Below are 17,443 nucleotides of genomic sequence, written 5' to 3'. Positions count from 1 at the left end.
GCGTCATTTGTACGATTTGAGGGCGGGACGGTCGACCGGGCCGCGGCGAACGGCGACGGTTCGGCTCCTGATAGTCTCATCGGGCCGTTCTTCCTTCGGCTTTCCTGGCTTCTCGCGGCGCATACGTGAAGGAGGAGCATGGCGGACACGACCTTGTGCACGTTCGCGGAGCTGGAGTTTCTCCTCCGCTCCGCCGCCGGCCCGCACGGTGAGCGCACGGCCGCGATGGATGGCGTCCGGCGCCGTCTCGCCCTGCAGCCCGAGGCGGCCACCGACATCGTCACCGCTGCCGGGGTCGCGTCGCTGCTGGCCCGCGGCCTGTGCACCGACGAGGGCGGCGATGTCGTGCCGGGCCCGCTGGTCCTGGGCGCGGTCGCGGCCCTGGCGACGCTGCACACGACGACGGAGGCGGCCGGGTCGACCGGCGACAAGACCATCGCGATGCACGTGTTCAGCGGCACCGCCGGCCGTGTCGCGACCTATCCGGGGCCGTTCGGGCTGTTCGGGATCGAGGTCCTCGACCCGGCCGAGCCCCTCGCGTCGCCGCTGGCCAGGTTCGTCGACCGGTGCACGGCCGGCGAGGGCGAGGCGGCCGTGGCGATCGCGTCGGACGGCGCGGGGGTCGCGATCGCCCGCGACGCCGACGGGACCTGGATGCTGTCGGCGGACGACGGCTCGGGGCCGCTGTCGCCGGTCGGGCGGGACGATGTCGTCGCCGCGCTGGTGTCGCGGTTCGGCGGCACCACGGTGCGGGCCGGTGCCTCGTGACGACGGTCCGGGCCGGCGCCGCCAGTGACGTCGGCCGGGTGCGCCAGCGCAACGAGGACAGCGCGCTGGTCGTCGACGGGGTGTATGCCGTCGCCGACGGCATGGGCGGGCACGCCGCCGGTGACGTCGCCAGCGAGCTCGCCGTCGCGGCGCTGCGGCGGCTCGCGGACCTGCCGGACCGCACCCCGCAGGATGTGCACGACGAGATCGCCCGCGCCAACGCCGACATCCTCGCCTCCGCCGTCGAACACCCCGTCCGCACCGGCATGGGCACCACGGTCACCGGTCTCAGCCTCGTGCTCGACGGCGACGCCGAGCGCTGGGCGGTGTTCAACGTCGGCGACTCCCGCGTGTACCGCTACGACGGCGAGGTCCTCACCCAGCTCACCGTCGACCACACCGCACCCCAGAGCGTCACCCGCCGCCGCGGCGTGATCACGCGGGCACTCGGCACCAGACCCGCACCCCCCGCCGACCTGTGGGTCCTGTCGCCGGTGCCGGGAGAGCGCTTCGTCGTCTGCTCCGACGGGCTGCCCCTGGAGCTGACCGACGACGAGATCGCCGCCGCCCTGCGGGCCGAACCGGTCGCCCAGGCCGCCGCCGACCTCCTCGTGCACCGGGCCGTCCTCGCCGGCGGCCGCGACAACGTCACCGTCGTCGTCGTGGACCACCTCGCGACCGGTCCGGACGCCGGGCCGCGCACCCGTGGCGCGCACGCCGCCCCCGAGGACGAGGACACCGACCCGGGCCTCATCACCTATCTCGGCCTGGACACCGACCCGCTCGGCATCCCCACGCGCCCCTGACCGCCCGCCGCGGCGGGCGGGCTGGCACCATCGGGCGATGCATCTCGGCATCGATGTCGGCACCGGCAGCACGGTCGCGGTCCTCAAGGACACCGACGGGCGGGTGGCGCCGCTGCTGTTCGACGGGTCGCCGCTGCTGCCGTCGGCGGTGCACCTCGACGTGGCCGAGGGGGTCCTGGCGGTCGGCGCCGCCGCGCTCCGGGGCGGGGTCGGGGATCCCGAGCGGTTCGAGCCGCATCCGAAGTCGCACGCCGCCGCGGAGAGCGTGCGGCTCGGCGGGGTGGACGTCCCGGTCGTGCACCTGTTCGCGGCGATCCTGTGGGCCGTGCACGCCGAGGCGCTGCGGGTCACCGGCGGGGCCGCGCTGCAGGAGGTCGCCCTCACCCACCCCGCGTCCTGGGACGCCCACGCCCGCGGCGCGCTGCTGACCGCCGCGTCCATGGCGGGGTTGCCGGCCGCCAGGCTCGTGCCGGCGCCGGTCGCGCTCGCCGGCGCCCTCGCCGCGCGGGTGCCGGTCACGTCAGGGCGGAGTTTCATCACGTACGAGCTGGGCGCCGCCACCTTCGAGACCGCCGTCGTCCAACCCTCCGCCGACGTCCCACGGATCGTCGCCTCCGCGGGCCTGGCGGGCGCCGGCGGCCTGGACCTCGACGCGGCGATCGCCGCCCACCTGCGCGCGGCGGCCCCGGGCGGCGACTCCGGCGCCTGGCGCAGGCTTCTGGACCAGGCACGGCGCGCGAAGGAGCTCCTCGCCACAGGGGTGCCCGTCACCGTCCGCGTCGCCGCCGGCGTCGACGTGACCCTGACCCCGGCCGACCTGGAGCGGATCGCGACGCCCCTGCTGCGCCCCACCGCCGAGCTGACCCTGCGCACCATGCGGGCCGCCGGCGTCGACGAGACGTCGGTCGAAGGCGTGTACCTGGCCGGCGGCGCCACCCTGCTGCCGCTCGTCGCGACCCTGCTCCACCGCGTCACCGGCATCGAGCCGGTCGCCGCCGAGCACCCGAAGCTCGCCGCCGCCGAGGGCAGCCTGGCGGTCCTGAGCGGGTTCCCCCGGCAGGCGGCCGCCCCCGCACCCGCGCAGCCGGCGCCGAGACGGCCGGGCCGCGACGGCGCGCACCTGTGGAGCTGGCTGCCGGACCCCTGGGCGGTGGTGCCCGGCGACGTGTGGCGGGACGCGCCGGTCCACCCGCTGCACCTCGGCCTGCCCTCCGGCAGCGGCTGGACGATCCGCGCCCGCCTCACCGAACCCGAGCGGACCGTGTTCCTCGCCCGGGCCGGCGGCCCGCTGCTGTTCCGCAGCGTCGAAGGGCTCACGGAGTACCTGCTGGACGACGACACCCACGAGCTCGCCGCCGTCCCGGGCTGGGACGCCGCCCGCGACCGGTTCGTGACGCTCGTCGGCCACCCCGGCGACGAGGATGTGATCGACCTGGACCTGGTGCAGTACAACCTCGGCCACCCGCCGCAGCAGTGGCTGCCCGACCTGCTGATCGGCGCCCGGGACGTCGCCGTCGAGCTGGCCGACGCGTTCGACCTGCACGACGTCGGCGCCCTCCTCGCCCCCGGCACGCTCCTCGACACCGTCGACGACCTGCTCCGCACCGCCGACCAGCCCTTCACCGCCCGATCCACCCGCCGCCGCCTCGCGACCGTCGACGCCGACACGGTCCGCGCCACCTGGCACGCCATCGCCGCCCGCCTGGACGGCGTCGCCGCCTGGTCCGACTGACCGCGGGGGCTTACGGCAGCCGCAGTCCGTACCGGTCGGCGGGATGGACCTCCTCCTCCGCGGCGCCGGTGCGCACGACCAGCACCGGCACCCCTTCCGGCAGGTCGAAGCGCTCCCGCTCGCGCCGCGTCGGCATCCGGGCCGACACGACCCCGCCCGGCGGCACGTCGAGCACGTCGTCGGGGATGCTCAGCGGCCCGCGCGTGGCCCGGCCCGCGACCGGACCGACCCGGATCGACTTGTCCGGGGCCAGGAACAGCAGCCCCTCCCGCCGGAGGACGGCGATGCCCTTCAGCGCCGTGTCCCGGCCGACGCCGTGCTCGTGGGCGAGCGCACCGGCACTGGGGATCAGCGACCCCGGGCGCAGCGTCCCGGCCATGATCTGGGCCCGGAGGGCGTCGGCGACCAGCTCGTACCGTGGCGGCATGCGCTGACTGTAGCCACTAGGCCACAGGTGGGGGAAGCGTCAGTTCGCGGCTGCACCGAGGGCGCGCAGCGCGAAGTCGGTGACCTGCCCGGCGGCGGCCTCGGCGGCCTCGGGCGACGGGCTGGCGGCCATCCGCTCCTGGAACGCCGCGGACAGCGCCGCCGTGATCGTCCGCGCGTCCGCCTCGGGGTCGGCCCACGGCAGCGACCCGTCCACGCGCCCCCGCTCCAGGATCGCGGCGATCGCACAACGGTGCGCGCCGAGCTGGCGCGCCCGCTCCGCCGCATAGCCGGCGGTGCCCATCAGCTCGCCGCACGACATGACGAGGACGCCCCGCCGGCGCCGGCTGTCGGCGGTCAGCGACAGGAACCCGGAGATCCACGCCCGCAACGCGTCCGGCGGCGTGGCGGCGGAGTCGGCGACCGCGGTCAGCTCCGCGTGGACCCGGTCGCTGTCGCGGCGGAACATCGCCAGCAGCAGCGCGTCCTTGGATCCGAAGTGCCGGTAGAACGCCCTGGTGGACAGGCCTGCGGCGGTGAGGACCCCGGTGACGGACAGGCCTTCGCCGCCGGTGTCGACCAGGCAGCGGTGCGCGGCCTCGATGATCCGCGAACGCTCGCCGGTGTCTGCGGTCACGGACATCAGCCCATGGTATCGCCTGCGCCACGGCGCGATCCGGTCATCGTGCGGTGAACGCGCCATCGGCCCGTGTCGCTGGATTACGCTGCGCCTCGTGAACCCGTACTTCGTCTGGGAGGACCACACGGCGGCGGACGGCTGGCGGCCGTTCACCGACCTGCTCACCCCGGCAGTCGCGGCGGAGCGGGTCGGGGTGGCGCGCGAGACGCTCCTGACGATGTTCGGGCTCGACCCCGCGGTGGTGCCGGTGCGGGTCGTCGCGTCGGTGACGTTCCTCGGTGTCGCGTCGCGGTTGCTCGCCCCGCCGCTGCTCGACCCCCGCTATCCGGATCCGGGGCAGCTGTTCTGGAAGCCCGTGCCCGCCGGGCCCTGGCCGATCGCGTGCACCGCCCCGGCCGGCGGCGGCCCTCTGGCGCGCGACGCCTTCCGCGAGCGGATCCTGCTGGGGCTGGTCGCGCCGTTGCTCGAGGTGTTCCGGGCCGAGTTCCGGCTGTCGCCGAAGGTCCTGTGGGGCAACGTCAGCTCGGCCCTCGCCGGTGCCGCCGGCCAGCTCGACGACCCCGCCGTCTGGGCGTTGGTCGCCGACCTGCTGACCGCCGACCCGCTCGCCGGCACCGCCGACCTGCACGGCCGCGCGCTGCGCCGCCGCAACTGCTGCCTGTACTACCGCATCCCCGGCGGCGGCACCTGCGGCGACTGCGTCCTGCGACGGCCCTGAACCCGGCTCAGTCCTCGGCGGCGGTGCCCAGCAGATGGCCGTCGTGGTCGGAGACGGCTCAGTCCTTGGCGGCGGTGCCCAGCAGATGGCCGTCGTGGTCGGAGACGGTGACCTTGTCGACGTTGGGCAGCTGGATCGAGCTGGCGCCCGTCACGCGGGCCGAGGCCGACGTGGTGCGGCCCCAGCACGCGGCCTGCTCCTCCTGGCCGCCGCGGCCCACGACCCGCAGCACGAACGGCCCCTCGCCCGGCAGGTCGGTCAGCTCCAGAGCCACCGACACGCCCCACTGCCGCGGCGTCAGCGTCGCCCGGCCCGACATGGCGCTGCCCGCGGCCGCGACGAACTGGACCACCGTCCCGGCGGCGGGCGACGATGACGGGGACGGCTGCGTCGACAGCTGCGTCACCGACTGCGGGACCGTCCGTGGTGTCGCCGTCGGTACCGGCGACGACTCCGGCCAAACGGCGAAGGCGACGGCTGCCAGCACGACGGCGGCCGTGGCGACCCCCGCGACCAGCCGCGCCCTCCGGCGGCGCTCCGGCAGCGCGGCCCGGCGCAGGAACGCGTCGAGGCCGTCGCGGGTCGGAGCCTCCAGCGGCACCGGCGACGGTCCGACCGGCAGCCGTTGCAGCAGCTCGGGCACGGGGGCGAGCCGGTCGACCTCCGCGCGGCACCCGGCGCAGCCGCTCAGGTGCGCGTCGACGAGAGCCTGGTCGGCGTCGTCGAGGCCGCCGAGGACGTACCCGCCGAGCAACGGACGCACCGCGTCATGGTCCCCACTCATCGCAGCACCCCCATCTCCTCGAACACCGCGCGCAGCGCCCGGACCGCATAGTAGGCACGCGACTTGACGGTCCCCTCGGGCACAGACAGGTGGCGGGCGGTGTCGGCGACAGTCCGCCCGTCGTAGTAGACCGACTCCACCACCTGCCGGTGCTCCACGGACAGCCGGTCCAGGGCGGCACGGACGAGCCAGCCCTCGACGAGCTCGTCGACGTTGTCGGCATCGGCGACCGCGGCGATCGCGTCGGGGTCGTCGACGAGCCGGGGCCGCCGCTGGTCGGCCCGCCACGCGTTGCTGACCACGTTGCGGGCGATCGTCAGCAGGTACGCCCGCGTGGTGTCCCGGCTGACGTCGATCCTCCCGATGTGCTTCCACGCCCGCAGCAGCGTCTCCTGGACGAGGTCCTCGGCACGGTGGCGGTCGCGCTCGTACCGTGACACGAAGCCGAGCAGCACACCGTAATGCTCGGTGTACAGCGCGGTCATCAGCTCCTCGTCCCTGGTCAACCCGGGTCTCCCCTCGTCCGCGCGGGTCCTTGAGAGGTGTACACCACCAAACGGTTGCGGGTTCAACCACCTGCCGCATTCCGCTTCCAGGCCGCCCCGGCAACCGGACGGTGCCGACCGTCACCACGCCCGTTGGCCGGTTGTCGCGAGGCGCCTCCACCAGCAAATCCTCTGGCCGCAGCGGTCCCACGCTGACCAGCGGATCGAGAACCCAGTGATCGCGCTCATCGTCGCGCTTGACGTCCCATACCTCCGACGCTTCGTTCCTCCGTCCATTTCTTGAGCTTCCCGGGCGCGCCGAGGTGCAGCACCAGGTGATCACGACACAACCCCTGGCAAGCTGATCGCGACCATGAAGCCAGACGGAAGGGGAGGCAATGAGCAGGGGTTTCGCGCTGGTCGTCCGGTTCCAGCTCCACGACGACGCGGCGGCGAAGGGGTTCGATGAGCTGGTCGCGCGGACGACGCCGGAGATCGAGCGGCTCGAACCGGGCACGCTGGCGTACGTGGTGCACTCCGTGCCCGACGAGCCGCTGATCCGCGTGTTCTACGAGCTGTACGCCGACCGGGCCGCCTTCGACGCGCACGAGCAGCAGCCGCACACGAAGCACTTCCTGGCCGAGCGGGTGCAGTACACGAGCGGCGTCGACGTGACGTTCATGCAGGCCGACTCCGGGAAGGCGCCGATGCCACTGTGCCCACCGAGGGGCCGGACCCGACCTTCGGGGTGGAGTGGCACCAGGTCTGACGCTCCGGCTTCCTGGTGAAGCGGGCGGGGCGGCCCAGGGGGCTGGGTCCCGTCTGGGTCTTTGGGCTCAGGCGCGGGGGCGGGGGCGCCGTTAGCGTCCTGGCCGGTGGGTGCCGGGCGGCGGTGCCCCGGGCCGACGCAGGAGACGTGCATGACATCCCTTCGACGCGCGCCGCGGTCGCGGCTGTTCGTCCTGGCTGGTATCGCGGTCGCGCTGGCCGGGTTCCTCGGCTGGTTCGCGACCGGGCCGCTGCACCTGGCGAGCGCGGGCGACACGCCGCTGTCGCAGGGGAAGCCGGCGACGGCCTCGTCGCTGGAGGGGCAGGGGTATCCGGCGAAGGCCGCGTTCGACGGTGATCCGAAGACCCGGTGGTCCAGCGCGTTCAGCGACCCGCAGTGGATCCAGGTCGATCTCGGCGCTCCGGTGGCCATCGGCAAGGTGGTGCTCACCTGGGAGCGGGCCTACGCGACGGCGTTCGAGGTGCAGGTGTCCGTCGACGGGGCGAGCTGGCGCACGGCGTACACCACGACGACCGGCACCGGAGGTGTGCAGAGCCTCGCGGTGAGCGGCCTCGCGCGCTACGTGCGGATGTTCGGGACCAAACGGTCCAGCGGATACGGCTTCTCGCTGTGGGAGTTCCAGGTGTACGGGTCGGGCTCGGCCCCGGCCACCGCGACCGTGAACCCGCCGACGACGGCACCCCCGACCAGCCCCCCGGTGAGCCCCGGGGGCAACGGGGGCAACGGGGGCACTGGTGGCACCGGCTGGATCGACGCGCCCAACCCGGTGACGAACGTGACGGCGTCGCACGAGGTGCCGCCGAACAAGGGCGGGTTCCACGAGTTCCAGGCGAACTGCTCGGTCAGCCGGACCAACCTCGGCGACGACCCGATCGTGTTCCCGGGCCTGCCCGGAGCCTCGCACCTGCACACGTTTATGGGCAACACCACCACGAACGCCGGCACGACCATCGAGTCGCTGGCGAAGGGCCAGACGACCTGCAAGGCCAAGGGCGACCTGTCCGCGTACTGGATGCCGACGCTGTTCAACGGCGACACCCCGGTCAACCCCGAAGGCCTGCAGGTCATCTACTACAAGGCCGGCGTGACCGACTACCGCAGCGTCCGGCCGTTCCCGAAGGGGCTGCGGTTCGTGGTCGGCAACGCGAAGAACACCGACGCCGACAAGTTCCTCGCCGCGACCGAGGAAGGCTTCGAGTGCGGCAACAGCTACAAGAACAAGAACATCCCGCTGACCTGCTCGTCGGCGCGGGACGTGAAGCTCAACATCCGGTACCAGGCACCGAGCTGCTGGGACGGGCGGCACCTGGACTCGCCGGACCACCAGAGCCACATCGTGTACCCGGTGGACAGTCACACCGCGTCGGGCTGGGTCTGTCCCGACAGCCACCCGGTCGCGGTGCCGAAGCTGGAGTTCAAGATGGCCTGGCCGGTCAACGGTGACATGTCGAAGGTGCGCTTCGCCAGCGGCGCCGGCCCCACGTTCCACTACGACTTCATGAACGCGTGGGACGAGCGGACCCTGGCCGCGATGGTCGACGGGTGCATCGTGGCGGCCCGGCAGTGCGACCCGCGGGGCCACGACGGCCGCGACGACCAGCAGCCGGCCCCGTACGTGCTGAACGAGAACTACCTGCTGCCCTGACCCCCCACAGGGCACCCGGCGCCGCCGTCCACGACAGAGGACGGCGGCGCCGCCGTCTGTCCAGACATGTGCCGTAGGGTCCGTCCGGGACGGGTGAAGGAGTGCAGTTGAGCCGGCGGCAGTGGCTGGGTGTGACGGTGGTCGCGGCCGGGATGGCCGCGGCGACGGTGCTCGTGCCGCCGCTGATCGCCCCGGACCGGGACACCGACGGCGGGAAGCCTGTCGTTTCAGCGCCTCCTGTACGGGGTTCGGCGGCCGTGCCCGGCAGTGCACCGGCGAGCTTCGCCCCGATCGTCGTGGAGGCCGAGGACCCGGGCAACCGGCTGACCGGCGGCGCCGCCGTCACCGCGTGCGGCACCTGCCACGGTGGCGCCCGGGTCCGTTACCTGTGCTTCACCTGCGTGCTGGAGGTCCGTGCCGTCCTGCCCGCGGCGGGGTCGCGGACGATCACGGTCGGGTACGAGGTGGACGGCCCGCGCGCGGTGAAGGTCCGGGTGAACGGGGCGGCGCCGCGCACGTTCCAGGTGACCGGCCCGGCGTGGACGGTCCCGCGGTCGTTCCAGTTCACCGCCGACCTGCCGGCCGGGGAGCTGCGGCTGACGCTCTTCAACGACGACACGCCCGCGCCGGACATCGACGTCGTGACGATCACCTGACTTATCGGCTGATCAACATGGGCTGAAATCCGGCTTAGGCGCCTTGCCGGGGGTTCGGCGGCCGCGGCACGGCGGGTAGCGTTCGCTGTCGCGATCGCTTCCAGCACAGGCGGGTGTCCAGTGATGCAATCGGCGGGCCGGGAGATCGCCGCTGCGGCGTTGACCCGGGCGGTGCTCATCGCGCGGGCCGCGGCGACGATGAGCGCGGCCGCCGCCGGGCTGCTGCTCGTCGACGACCCGGGCCCGGTGATCGCGGTCCTCACGCTCGTCGCCGTCGCCACCGCCGCCCAGCTCGGCGTCCTGGCCCGGTGGCCGGGGCTGGTCGCCCGGCCGGTCGTGGTCGTCGCCGCCGACCTCGCCCTGGTGTTCACGGTCCTGGCGGTGAGCCGCGGCGGCATCGCGTACTTCTGTTACGCCGCCGGCGCCGGCGGGCTCGCCGGGGTGGTGCTCGGCATGCGGGCGCTGCCGGTGTGGGTCGGCCACGCCGCGCTCAGCTTCGCGGTCACCGCCGAGGTGCTGCGCCGCAGCGACCCGCCGGCGGAGATCGCCGCGTTCGTCGTCGCGTTCCCGATGGCCGGCGCCCTCGCCGGGCTCGGCGCGGTCGTCGCGACCAACGCCCTGGCCCGCCACCTGGAGCTGTCGACCAGCCTCCTGGTGGCCGCGCAACGCTCGGCGGCCGCGTCGGAGCGGGCCCGGCTCGCCCGCGAGCTGCACGACTCGGTGGCCAAGACGCTGCGCGGGGTGTCCCTGGCGGCGCTGGCGCTGCCGTCGTCGCTGCGCCGGCAGCCGGCGCTCGCCGAGCACCTCGCCACCACCGTCGCCGCGGGCGCGACCGCGGCCGCCCGGCAGGCCCGCGAGCTGCTGCGGGAGATGCGCTTCGACGTGCCCGACCAGGATCTCACCACGAGCGTGGCGGAGGTGTGCGCCGCGTGGAGCGCCACGTCCGGCATCCCGGTGCGGACCGAGCTCGGCTCCGTCCAGCCGCCGATCATGGTGGCGTACGAGCTGATCCGGATCCTGCGGGAGGCCCTCGCCAACGTGGCCCGGCACGCGTCCGCGCGGCACGTCGTCGTCCGCCTGGCGCCGGTCCGGCGGGGCGCGCTGCTGGAGATCAGCGACGACGGGGTCGGGTTCACCGTCCCCGACGACCTGTCCCGGCTGCAGTCCGCGAGCCACTTCGGCATCGTCGGCATGGCGGAGCGGGCCCGGATGGCGGGCGGCCGCCTGCACCTCGACTCCGCCCCGGGCCGCGGCAGCGTCGTCGCCGTCCATGTACCGCTGGGTGCCGCATGACATTTCCCGTCGGGGTCCCGGTCGGGATTCTGGTCGTCGACGACAACCCGATCGTGCGCGCCGCCGTCCGCGGCATCCTCGACGGCGACGACGGCCTGCGCGTCCTCGGTGAGGCCGCCAACGGCCGCGAGGCGCTGGCCGCGGCCCGCCGGCTGCGCCCCGCCGTCACCCTGCTCGACCACCGGATGCCGGTCGCCGACGGGCTGTCGGTGATCGGCGTCCTCGCCCAGCACTCCGCCGTGCTGGTGCTGACCAGCGACGACCACCCCGACCTGATCCGCGGGATGCTGCACCAGGGCGCCCGCGGCTACCTCGTGCACGGCGAGTTCAGCCCCGCGGAGCTGCTGCGCGCCGTGCACGAGGTCGCCCGGGGGCGCGGCTGGCTGTCCCCGGTGGCGGCGTCGGTGGCCGCGTCCGTGGTCGCCTCGGTGGGCCGCGACCAGCACCGGCGCCGCGACGGCCGGTCCCGGTTCGGGCTCACCGACCGCGAGGAGGACGTGATGGGCCTGCTGTGCCGGGGCCTGTCCAACGCGGCGATCGCCCGGCAGCTGCTGCTCACCGAGAAGACCGTGAAGAACCACCTGAACCACGTCTTCGCCAAGCTGCACGTCCGCAGCCGCACCGAGGCCGTCGTACGCTGGACGACCCCCGACCCGTAGCCGGCGCCGTCAGTCGACCGTGGCGTACAGGATGACCATGGCGATGGAGAACAGGATGCCGAAGGTGCCGCAGAGGACGCCGGCGATGGCGAGGCCGCGCCGGTTGCCCGCGCCGCCGGCACCGAGCAGGGCGACGACGCCGAGCACGACGGCGACGATCCCGGCGATCACACCGACCGGGCCGCAGGCGGCCGCGGGAAGCGAGAAGATGCCGAAGACGAGGGCGAGCACCGGCGCCACCGGCTGCGGGTCGGCCTTCGGCTGGGCGGGCGCCGGCAGCGGGGGCAGGTCGCGGACGATCCGCAGCAGCTCGCCCCAGGTGCGGGCGGCGTACGTGTGGCGCGTGAGCGCGTCGAACTCGGACAGGCTGAGCCGGCCCTCGGACAGGCAGGTGCCCAGGTGCGCCACGACGGCCTCACGGTCGGCGTCGGACGCCCGGAACGACGGCGACGGGTACATGTCATCGACCGTACTGCGGTCGGACAACAACGGAGGGTGACCGGGATGGCGGCATCGGGCGGTATGTGGGTGCCTTCCGAGGATGAGATCCGCGCGCTGCACGAGCGGCACGCGCCGGACCGGGACACGTTCGACCTGGTGTGGGCGCACTGCGTGACCGTGTGGCGCATCGCCGAGCAGCTGCTGCCGAGGGCGGCCGGCGTGGACCCCGCCCTGGTCAAGGCCGGTTGTCTGGCGCACGACATCGGCGTCTACCGGCTGCGCGGCGACCCGTACATCAGGCACGGCGTCCTCGGGCACGAGCTGCTGCGCGAGGAAGGGCTGCCGGAGGCCCTGTGCCGGTTCTGCTCGTGCCACACGGGGGTCGGGATCACCCGCGCCGACGTGGCCCGGCAGGCGCTGCCGATCCCGCCCGGCGACTACGTCGCGGTGAGCGAGGAGGAGCGGCTCGTCATGTACGCGGACAAGTTCCACACGAAGAGCAGCCCGCCGAGGTTCGTGACCGCCGACGGCTACCGGCGTGACGTCGCGCGGTTCGGCGTGGACAAGGTGGTGTGCTTCGACGCGATGGTCGCCCGGTACGGCGAGCCCGACCTCACAGCGCTTCGACCGTGACGTCCAGCTCGCGCGGGGTGCGGGCGTCGACGGTGTACCCGAGCTCCCGCAGCGCCGTCGCGAGGGCGGCCGGGGTGCGCGGCCGGGCGCCCGCCAGCACCAGCGCGCGGACGATCCGGCCCTTGGTGGCCTTGTTGAAGTGGCTGACGACCTTGCCGCCGTGCAGGACGCGGACCGTGACGCCGTTGTGCGGGGTCCACGTCGAGGCGTACGCGGAGGAGCGCAGGTCCAGCACGAGGGCGTCGCCGGCGAGCTCGTCGAGGACCGGGGGCAGCGCCGTGCGCCAGTGGGCGGCGAGGGGCCCGGCGGTCGGCAGGCGGACGCCGATCGAGCAGCGGTACGACGGGATCCGGTCGGCCGGGCGGACCGCGCCCCACAGCCCGGAGAAGATGAGCAGCTGCTTGCGGGCCCGGGCCAGCGCGGGCCCGGTGAGCGACGTGAGGCCGAGCGCGTCGTAGAGGACGCCGGTGTACAGCGCGGCGGCCGGGAGGGTCGGCGCGGTGCGCAGCGCCTCGTTGCGGGCGGCCTCGTCGGCCAGGCCCGGGGTCAGCCCGAGCGTGGTGAGGGCGAGCGCCGGGTCGCCGCTGAGCTTCACCAGGTCGTCGACCACGGTGGTGCGGGCGTCGGACAGCGCGGGCAGCGACAGCCGGTCGAGATCCAGGGCCGCGCCGCGGCGCGGGGCGGCGGCCTTGCCCTCGGACGGTGGCAGCAGGATCAGCACCGCCCGAGGGTACAGCCGTCCTTACGCGTGCCGGCCCGACTGGACGAACGGCATGCCGTGGTGGTTGGTCTGGGCCAGCCGGCTGTTGAGGTTGCCGGCATTGGCGATCTTGTCGTGGTACGCCTCGCGGCGGCGGGCGACGCAGCCCGTCGGTTTGTCGCTGATCGAGACCAGATCCGGGTCGAGGTGCGTGTTGAGGCCGTCGCGCAGCAGCATGAGCGCCTCGGCGCGCAGCTGCGACACCCGCGACTCGGTGACGCCCAGGTCGTGGGCGATCTCCATCATGGGCCGCTCCTGGAAGAAGTACCCCTTCACGACCTTCCCGAGCCGCTCCGGCAGCGCCTCGACGGCGTTGTGCAGGTAGCCGATCCGCTCGCGGTGCAGGATCAGGTCCTCCGGGCCGGCGGCCCGCTCCGGCACCATGTCCTCGGCGCTGCCGGCCGCGAAGCCCTGCAGCGACAGCACCGCCGCCCGCTGCACGTCGTCGTCGATCGCCTGGAGCTCGTCGACGCTGACGCCGAGCGCCTCCGCCAGCTCGTGGTTGGTCGGGGTGCGTCCGAGCGCCGCGGTCAGCTCCTGTTGCATCGCGTCCGCCTGCCTGGCCCTGGCCCGCACGGATCGGCTCGCCCAGTCCAGTCCGCGCAGCTCGTCGAGGATCGCGCCGCGGATTCGGGTCGTGGCGAAGCTGCCGAACGGGATGCCCCTGCTCGGGTCGAACGCCTTCGCGGCGCCGGCCAGGGCCGCCATGCCCGCGGAGACGAGGTCCTCGCGGCTGACGTGGGCGGGTAGGCGTCCGAGCGTCTGGCGCACCAGATGCCCGACGAGTGGCAGGTGCTCGCGGATCAGGTCCTCGAGCTCGCGGCCTTCCAACTGGACCTTGAGCGTGGCACCCTCAAGGGTCGCTGTCATCGGTTCCCCCTCGTGTCTGTGGTGAACCCCGTGCAGGCGGTCCACCTGCTGACACGAAGAACTTTCGACTACGAAAGGTGCTGGCACCGTCACTTTCGGGTGCCTTTTGGTTGCGAGACGGTGAGAGTGCTCAGATTCGGCGTGTCGCGACAACTCGCTCAGCGCGCCGATGCATTCGAACACCGGTACAGTCGCCCGCGATGAATCTTGTGCCGCTCGCACCCCGCCTACGCCGCGCCGCCCGCCAGCACTTCGGCTGGGACCAGTTGCGCGCAGGACAGCTTCCGCCGATGCGCGCCCTGCTCAAGCGGCGGGACGCGCTCGTGGTGTTACCCACTGGCGGCGGAAAATCAGCCATCTACCAGGTTCCGGCGATGCTGCTGCCCGGGCCCACTGTCGTCATCTCACCACTCCTCGCGTTGCAGCAGGACCAGATCGCCGGACTGAACCGCCGGGTCGCCGGGCAGGCGGTCAGGATCAGCTCGGCCGAGACGCCCAACCAGCAGCAGGCCGCGCTCGAGGCGCTGCGGGCCGGGACGGCCAGGTTCCTGTTCATCACGCCGGAGCAGCTCGGCAACCCGGCGCGCCTGGCGGAGGTCAAGGCGCTGGGGCCGAGCCTGGTCGCCGTCGACGAGGCGCACTGCGTCTCCGCGTGGGGCTACGACTTCCGCCCCGACTACCTGCAGCTCGGCCACCTCATCCGGGAGCTCGGCGACGGGCGGCACCGCCCGGTGATCGTGGCGCTGACCGCGACCGCGTCGCCACCCGTACGGGCGGACATCACCGAGACGCTCGGGCTGCAGGACCCGTTCACGCACGTCGCCGGCCTCGACCGGGCCAACCTGGAGCTGTCGGCGGTGCACTGCACCAGCGACGAGCAGCGCTGGCAGCGGCTCCTCGCGCAGGTCCGCAAGGAGCCGCACCCCGGGATCGTGTACGCGCCGACGCGGGCGATCGCCGAGCAGTACGCGACCCGGCTCACCGAGCACGGCGTCGAGGCGGTCGCGTTCCACGCCGGGCTCGCCGCCGGCGAACGCAACCGCCGGTACACCGACTTCATGGCCGACAAGATCCCGGTCATGGTCGCGACCAGCGCCTTCGGGATGGGCGTCGACAAGCCCAACATCCGCTGGGTGCACCACGTGGCGCTGCCCGACTCCCCCGACAGCTACCTGCAGGAGATCGGCCGCGCCGGCCGGGACGGCGCGGCGTCGCGCACGGTGCTGTTCTTCCGGCCCGAGGACGTGTCGCTGCAACGGTTCTTCGCCTCCGGCGCGCCCGACGGCCACGAGCTCACCCAGCTCGCCGCCGCCCTGCGGGAAGGGTCGGTGAGCCGGACCGCGCTCGCCACCCGCAGCGGCCTGCCGGCGCGCAAGGTGACGTCGCTGCTGAGCCTGCTCGAGCAGGTCGGCGCGGTCGAGGTCCTGCCCGGCAACAAGCTCGGCACGCCCCGCTACGCGCCCACGCCGGCGGAGGCGTCGCGGCTCGCGCTCGCGCAGTTCGAACGCCACCAGACGCTGCGGCGGTCCCGGATCGACATGATGCGCCAGTATGCGGAGAGCGCCAACTGCCGCGGCAACGCGCTGCTCGCGTACTTCGGCGAGCAGGCCGAGCGCGCCTGCGGGCACTGCGACAACTGCGCCAACGGCACCGTCGTCGTGGATCCCGTGGTGCCGCGCGTGCCGTGGTACCGGCGGCTGTTCCGGCGCCCCGCCGTGGCGGTGGCGGCGGACGAGGTCACGGTCGTCGACTCCGGCCGGCCGTTCCCCGTCTCCAGCGAGGTCCGGCACACCGCGTGGGGCACCGGCACCGTGATGGCCTACGAGCAGGACCGGGTCGTGATCCTGTTCGAGGAGGTCGGCTACAAGACGCTGTCGGTGCCGATCGTGCAGAAGTCGAAGCTGCTGGAGCCCGCGTGACCCCGGCGCCCGCCTTGGTCGGCGGGCGCCACGGCGGCCGCGGTTGCCGGGCGCCACGGCGCGGCAACGTCGCGGCGCCGGCCGCGGTTGGCGGGCGCCGCCGCCGGGCACCGCTTAGGCTGGTCGCATGACCGAGCTGCCCGTCGACCAGCGTGCGTACAACCGCGAGCTCATCGCCGAGTTCCGGGCCTCGGGCCGGCGGCTGGGTGACCGGCCGCTGCTGCTGCTCACCACCTCGGGCCGCAGGTCCGGCGCGCCGCACACCAGCCCGATGATGTTCATCCGGATCGACGACAAGATGTACGTCATCGCCTCCAACGCGGGCGCCGTCAACGACCCGGACTGGTTCCGCAACCTGGTCGCCGAGCCGGCCGTCACCGTCGAGGCGGAAGGCGAGGAGTACGCCGCCACCGCCCTCCCCGTCGCCGACGAGGACCGGCCCGTGCTGTGGACCAGGATCTGCGAGCGGTATCCGTTCTTCACCGACCACCAGAACGGCGTCGACCGCAGGATCCCGGTCGTCGAGCTGGTCCGCCCCTCGTACTAGGCGGGGCTGATCACCTTCTCGGGCTCGACGAACTCCCGGTCGGTCCCCGCCGCTTCCCCGCCCGTCCACCAGGAGTCGTCGCGGAACTCCTCGGGCAGCTCGTCCTCCCACGGGTCGAGGCCGCGCACCTCGACCGCGTCGAACCACGCGTCCCGCCGCGATTCCGGCAGCCGCCCGCCGCACCACGGGCAGTACCCGATCACGACCATCGACGTGCCGCCGTCGCGGACAGGCAGCCCGTACTCGTCGAACCTCGCGTCATGGACGACGACCACATCCGGGTCGTCCTCGCCGGCCTCGGACTCGGCCAGCGCCAGTTGGGCCCGCATTCCGTCGCAGCAGTGTTTGCGCACGGCACGCAGTATGGCGGGCGCGTCCTGTCGGGTGTCCGGCAGGCCCGCAACTGTCGTTTGAAGGATAGTCCAGGCCGCTGAGCACGGTATACGCTCGTTTCCACGGCAGTTGAACGGCTGGCACGTTTCCAGGATTCGACGCCCCCGACGGCGCCTTAGCGTCATCTGCGACACCGAACACCGAATCGCAAACACCCCCATCGCAATACCGAGAGGACCCACCATGAGCGAGTACGACGGCGGCGACACCGGCGCGGAATACGGCCACGTCGAGGCGGGCGAGAACCACGAGTCGCTGGACCAGCTGCACCAGGTCGACGCGAGCCAGAACAACTACGACTCGCAGTTCGGCGTCTACGAGCAGGACCACGCGTCGGCCGAGTCGACCTCGTTCGACCAGGGCCACCAGGTGTCGTACACCGACGCGAGCGGCGCGACGTACCAGGAGTCGGACTTCACCTCCTACGACCACTCCGCCGCCGAGACGGACCACGTCTTCGCCGCCGAGGGCTCCGAGT

The 17,443-nt window shown here is 73.5% G+C and carries 21 protein-coding genes; 13 read left to right on the top strand and 8 right to left on the bottom strand.

Going from position 1 to position 17,443, the window contains the following annotated elements; translation table 11 throughout:
* Nucleotides 1-138: 138 nt before the first annotated feature.
* Genes ABD332_RS18820 through ABD332_RS18810 form a run of 3 tightly spaced genes read left to right on the top strand, consistent with a single transcriptional unit; the run spans nt 139 to nt 3,306 of the window.
* Nucleotides 139-768: a hypothetical protein gene (locus tag ABD332_RS18820; protein WP_344503278.1), complete on the top strand. Its 630-nt coding sequence runs from the start codon at nt 139-141 to the stop codon at nt 766-768.
* Entirely contained in the window at nt 765-1,574 is an 810-nt protein-coding gene (locus tag ABD332_RS18815; RefSeq protein WP_344503277.1) for a PP2C family protein-serine/threonine phosphatase, read from the top strand. Before ABD332_RS18820 ends, ABD332_RS18815 begins: the two co-directional genes overlap by 4 nt.
* Before the next feature lie 37 nt (nt 1,575-1,611).
* Nucleotides 1,612-3,306, top strand: a complete 1,695-nt coding sequence (locus ABD332_RS18810; protein ID WP_344503275.1) for an Hsp70 family protein — start codon at nt 1,612-1,614, stop codon at nt 3,304-3,306.
* Between the two features lie 10 nt (nt 3,307-3,316).
* Here the strand turns inward: ABD332_RS18810 and ABD332_RS18805 are convergent, their stop codons facing one another.
* Both ABD332_RS18805 and ABD332_RS18800 read right to left on the bottom strand, forming a co-directional pair.
* Nucleotides 3,317-3,733 carry a GntR family transcriptional regulator gene (locus ABD332_RS18805; RefSeq protein ID WP_344503274.1) on the bottom strand — a complete coding sequence of 139 codons (417 nt, stop codon included), beginning with the start codon at nt 3,731-3,733 and terminating at the stop codon, nt 3,317-3,319.
* A 39-nt stretch (nt 3,734-3,772) separates the two neighbouring features.
* On the bottom strand, nt 3,773-4,375 hold the full coding sequence (locus ABD332_RS18800) for a TetR/AcrR family transcriptional regulator (RefSeq protein ID WP_344503273.1): 603 nt from the start codon (nt 4,373-4,375) through the stop codon (nt 3,773-3,775).
* Nucleotides 4,376-4,466: 91 nt separating this feature from the next.
* Here ABD332_RS18800 and ABD332_RS18795 point away from each other — a divergent pair, with 91 nt between their 5' ends.
* Nucleotides 4,467-5,090, top strand: a complete 624-nt coding sequence (locus tag ABD332_RS18795; RefSeq protein WP_344503272.1) for a (2Fe-2S)-binding protein — start codon at nt 4,467-4,469, stop codon at nt 5,088-5,090.
* Between the two features lie 58 nt (nt 5,091-5,148).
* Here the strand turns inward: ABD332_RS18795 and ABD332_RS18790 are convergent, their stop codons facing one another.
* Nucleotides 5,149-5,874 (bottom strand): anti-sigma factor family protein, encoded by a 726-nt coding sequence (locus ABD332_RS18790; protein WP_344503271.1) that lies wholly within the window; start codon nt 5,872-5,874, stop codon nt 5,149-5,151.
* Complete coding sequence (locus tag ABD332_RS18785; RefSeq protein WP_344503270.1) at nt 5,871-6,380, bottom strand: sigma-70 family RNA polymerase sigma factor; 510 nt, start codon at nt 6,378-6,380, stop codon at nt 5,871-5,873. The genes ABD332_RS18790 and ABD332_RS18785 overlap by 4 nt, the downstream gene beginning before the upstream one ends.
* 377 nt (nt 6,381-6,757) lie before the next feature.
* On the opposite strand from ABD332_RS18785, the gene ABD332_RS18780 reads away from it, so the two are divergent.
* The 5 genes from ABD332_RS18780 (at nt 6,758) to ABD332_RS18760 (ending at nt 11,402) form a co-directional block, all read left to right on the top strand.
* The gene (locus ABD332_RS18780) at nt 6,758-7,147 is read left to right on the top strand and encodes a putative quinol monooxygenase (RefSeq protein ID WP_344503269.1); all 390 of its coding nucleotides are present in this window, start codon (nt 6,758-6,760) and stop codon (nt 7,145-7,147) included.
* Between the two features lie 132 nt (nt 7,148-7,279).
* Entirely contained in the window at nt 7,280-8,794 is a 1,515-nt protein-coding gene (locus ABD332_RS18775; protein ID WP_344503268.1) for a DUF1996 domain-containing protein, read from the top strand.
* A gap of 107 nt (nt 8,795-8,901) precedes the next feature.
* Nucleotides 8,902-9,450, top strand: coding sequence for a carbohydrate-binding protein (locus tag ABD332_RS18770; protein ID WP_344503266.1), 549 nt, complete (start codon nt 8,902-8,904; stop codon nt 9,448-9,450).
* A 123-nt stretch (nt 9,451-9,573) separates the two neighbouring features.
* Nucleotides 9,574-10,743: a sensor histidine kinase gene (locus ABD332_RS18765; protein ID WP_344503265.1), complete on the top strand. Its 1,170-nt coding sequence runs from the start codon at nt 9,574-9,576 to the stop codon at nt 10,741-10,743.
* Nucleotides 10,740-11,402: a LuxR C-terminal-related transcriptional regulator gene (locus ABD332_RS18760; protein WP_344503264.1), complete on the top strand. Its 663-nt coding sequence runs from the start codon at nt 10,740-10,742 to the stop codon at nt 11,400-11,402. Before ABD332_RS18765 ends, ABD332_RS18760 begins: the two co-directional genes overlap by 4 nt.
* A 9-nt stretch (nt 11,403-11,411) precedes the next feature.
* On the opposite strand, the gene ABD332_RS18755 is transcribed toward ABD332_RS18760, so the two are convergent.
* On the bottom strand, nt 11,412-11,888 hold the full coding sequence (locus ABD332_RS18755; RefSeq protein WP_344503263.1) for a DUF1707 SHOCT-like domain-containing protein: 477 nt from the start codon (nt 11,886-11,888) through the stop codon (nt 11,412-11,414).
* A gap of 36 nt (nt 11,889-11,924) precedes the next feature.
* On the opposite strand from ABD332_RS18755, the gene ABD332_RS18750 reads away from it, so the two are divergent.
* Entirely contained in the window at nt 11,925-12,476 is a 552-nt protein-coding gene (locus ABD332_RS18750) for an HD domain-containing protein (protein ID WP_344503641.1), read from the top strand.
* Here ABD332_RS18750 and ABD332_RS18745 read toward each other — a convergent pair.
* Both ABD332_RS18745 and ABD332_RS18740 read right to left on the bottom strand, forming a co-directional pair.
* Complete coding sequence (locus ABD332_RS18745) at nt 12,457-13,197, bottom strand: YaaA family protein (protein WP_344503262.1); 741 nt, start codon at nt 13,195-13,197, stop codon at nt 12,457-12,459. The two genes, ABD332_RS18750 and ABD332_RS18745, sit on opposite strands and share 20 nt — an antisense overlap.
* 21 nt (nt 13,198-13,218) lie before the next feature.
* The gene (locus tag ABD332_RS18740) at nt 13,219-14,106 is read right to left on the bottom strand and encodes a sigma-70 family RNA polymerase sigma factor (RefSeq protein WP_344503261.1); all 888 of its coding nucleotides are present in this window, start codon (nt 14,104-14,106) and stop codon (nt 13,219-13,221) included.
* A gap of 200 nt (nt 14,107-14,306) precedes the next feature.
* Here ABD332_RS18740 and ABD332_RS18735 point away from each other — a divergent pair, with 200 nt between their 5' ends.
* Nucleotides 14,307-16,025 carry a RecQ family ATP-dependent DNA helicase gene (locus ABD332_RS18735; RefSeq protein WP_344503260.1) on the top strand — a complete coding sequence of 573 codons (1,719 nt, stop codon included), beginning with the start codon at nt 14,307-14,309 and terminating at the stop codon, nt 16,023-16,025.
* 127 nt (nt 16,026-16,152) lie between these two features.
* A complete protein-coding gene (locus ABD332_RS18730; RefSeq protein ID WP_344503259.1) occupies nt 16,153-16,572 on the top strand; it encodes a nitroreductase/quinone reductase family protein in 420 nt (139 codons plus the stop codon).
* Here ABD332_RS18730 and ABD332_RS18725 read toward each other — a convergent pair.
* On the bottom strand, nt 16,569-16,925 hold the full coding sequence (locus tag ABD332_RS18725) for a DUF6980 family protein (RefSeq protein ID WP_344503258.1): 357 nt from the start codon (nt 16,923-16,925) through the stop codon (nt 16,569-16,571). The two genes, ABD332_RS18730 and ABD332_RS18725, sit on opposite strands and share 4 nt — an antisense overlap.
* Before the next feature lie 223 nt (nt 16,926-17,148).
* Between ABD332_RS18725 and ABD332_RS18720 the strand changes: the two genes are divergently transcribed.
* Nucleotides 17,149-17,443 (top strand): hypothetical protein (locus ABD332_RS18720; protein WP_344503257.1); only part of this gene is annotated, 295 nt, incomplete at its 3' end.

Source organism: Dactylosporangium maewongense, from assembly GCF_039531485.1.
GTDB classification, from domain to species: Bacteria; Actinomycetota; Actinomycetes; order Mycobacteriales; family Micromonosporaceae; genus Dactylosporangium; species Dactylosporangium maewongense.
The sequence above is the reverse complement of the archived record's forward strand: the minus strand, read 5'-3'. Positions and strand labels throughout refer to the sequence as shown.

Bases quoted from the DNA above. Each gene is read 5' to 3' on its own strand.
- ABD332_RS18820 (WP_344503278.1), top strand. From the start codon at position 139: ATGGCGGACACGACCTTGTGCACGTTCGCGGAGCTGGAGTTTCTCCTC.
- ABD332_RS18810 (WP_344503275.1), top strand. From the start codon at position 1,612: ATGCATCTCGGCATCGATGTCGGCACCGGCAGCACGGTCGCGGTCCTC.
- ABD332_RS18805 (WP_344503274.1), bottom strand. From the start codon at position 3,733: ATGCCGCCACGGTACGAGCTGGTCGCCGACGCCCTCCGGGCCCAGATC.
- ABD332_RS18800 (WP_344503273.1), bottom strand. From the start codon at position 4,375: ATGTCCGTGACCGCAGACACCGGCGAGCGTTCGCGGATCATCGAGGCC.
- ABD332_RS18790 (WP_344503271.1), bottom strand. From the start codon at position 5,874: ATGAGTGGGGACCATGACGCGGTGCGTCCGTTGCTCGGCGGGTACGTC.
- ABD332_RS18780 (WP_344503269.1), top strand. From the start codon at position 6,758: ATGAGCAGGGGTTTCGCGCTGGTCGTCCGGTTCCAGCTCCACGACGAC.
- ABD332_RS18775 (WP_344503268.1), top strand. From the start codon at position 7,280: ATGACATCCCTTCGACGCGCGCCGCGGTCGCGGCTGTTCGTCCTGGCT.
- ABD332_RS18765 (WP_344503265.1), top strand. From the start codon at position 9,574: ATGCAATCGGCGGGCCGGGAGATCGCCGCTGCGGCGTTGACCCGGGCG.
- ABD332_RS18760 (WP_344503264.1), top strand. From the start codon at position 10,740: ATGACATTTCCCGTCGGGGTCCCGGTCGGGATTCTGGTCGTCGACGAC.
- ABD332_RS18750 (WP_344503641.1), top strand. From the start codon at position 11,925: ATGTGGGTGCCTTCCGAGGATGAGATCCGCGCGCTGCACGAGCGGCAC.
- ABD332_RS18740 (WP_344503261.1), bottom strand. From the start codon at position 14,106: ATGACAGCGACCCTTGAGGGTGCCACGCTCAAGGTCCAGTTGGAAGGC.
- ABD332_RS18735 (WP_344503260.1), top strand. From the start codon at position 14,307: ATGAATCTTGTGCCGCTCGCACCCCGCCTACGCCGCGCCGCCCGCCAG.
- ABD332_RS18730 (WP_344503259.1), top strand. From the start codon at position 16,153: ATGACCGAGCTGCCCGTCGACCAGCGTGCGTACAACCGCGAGCTCATC.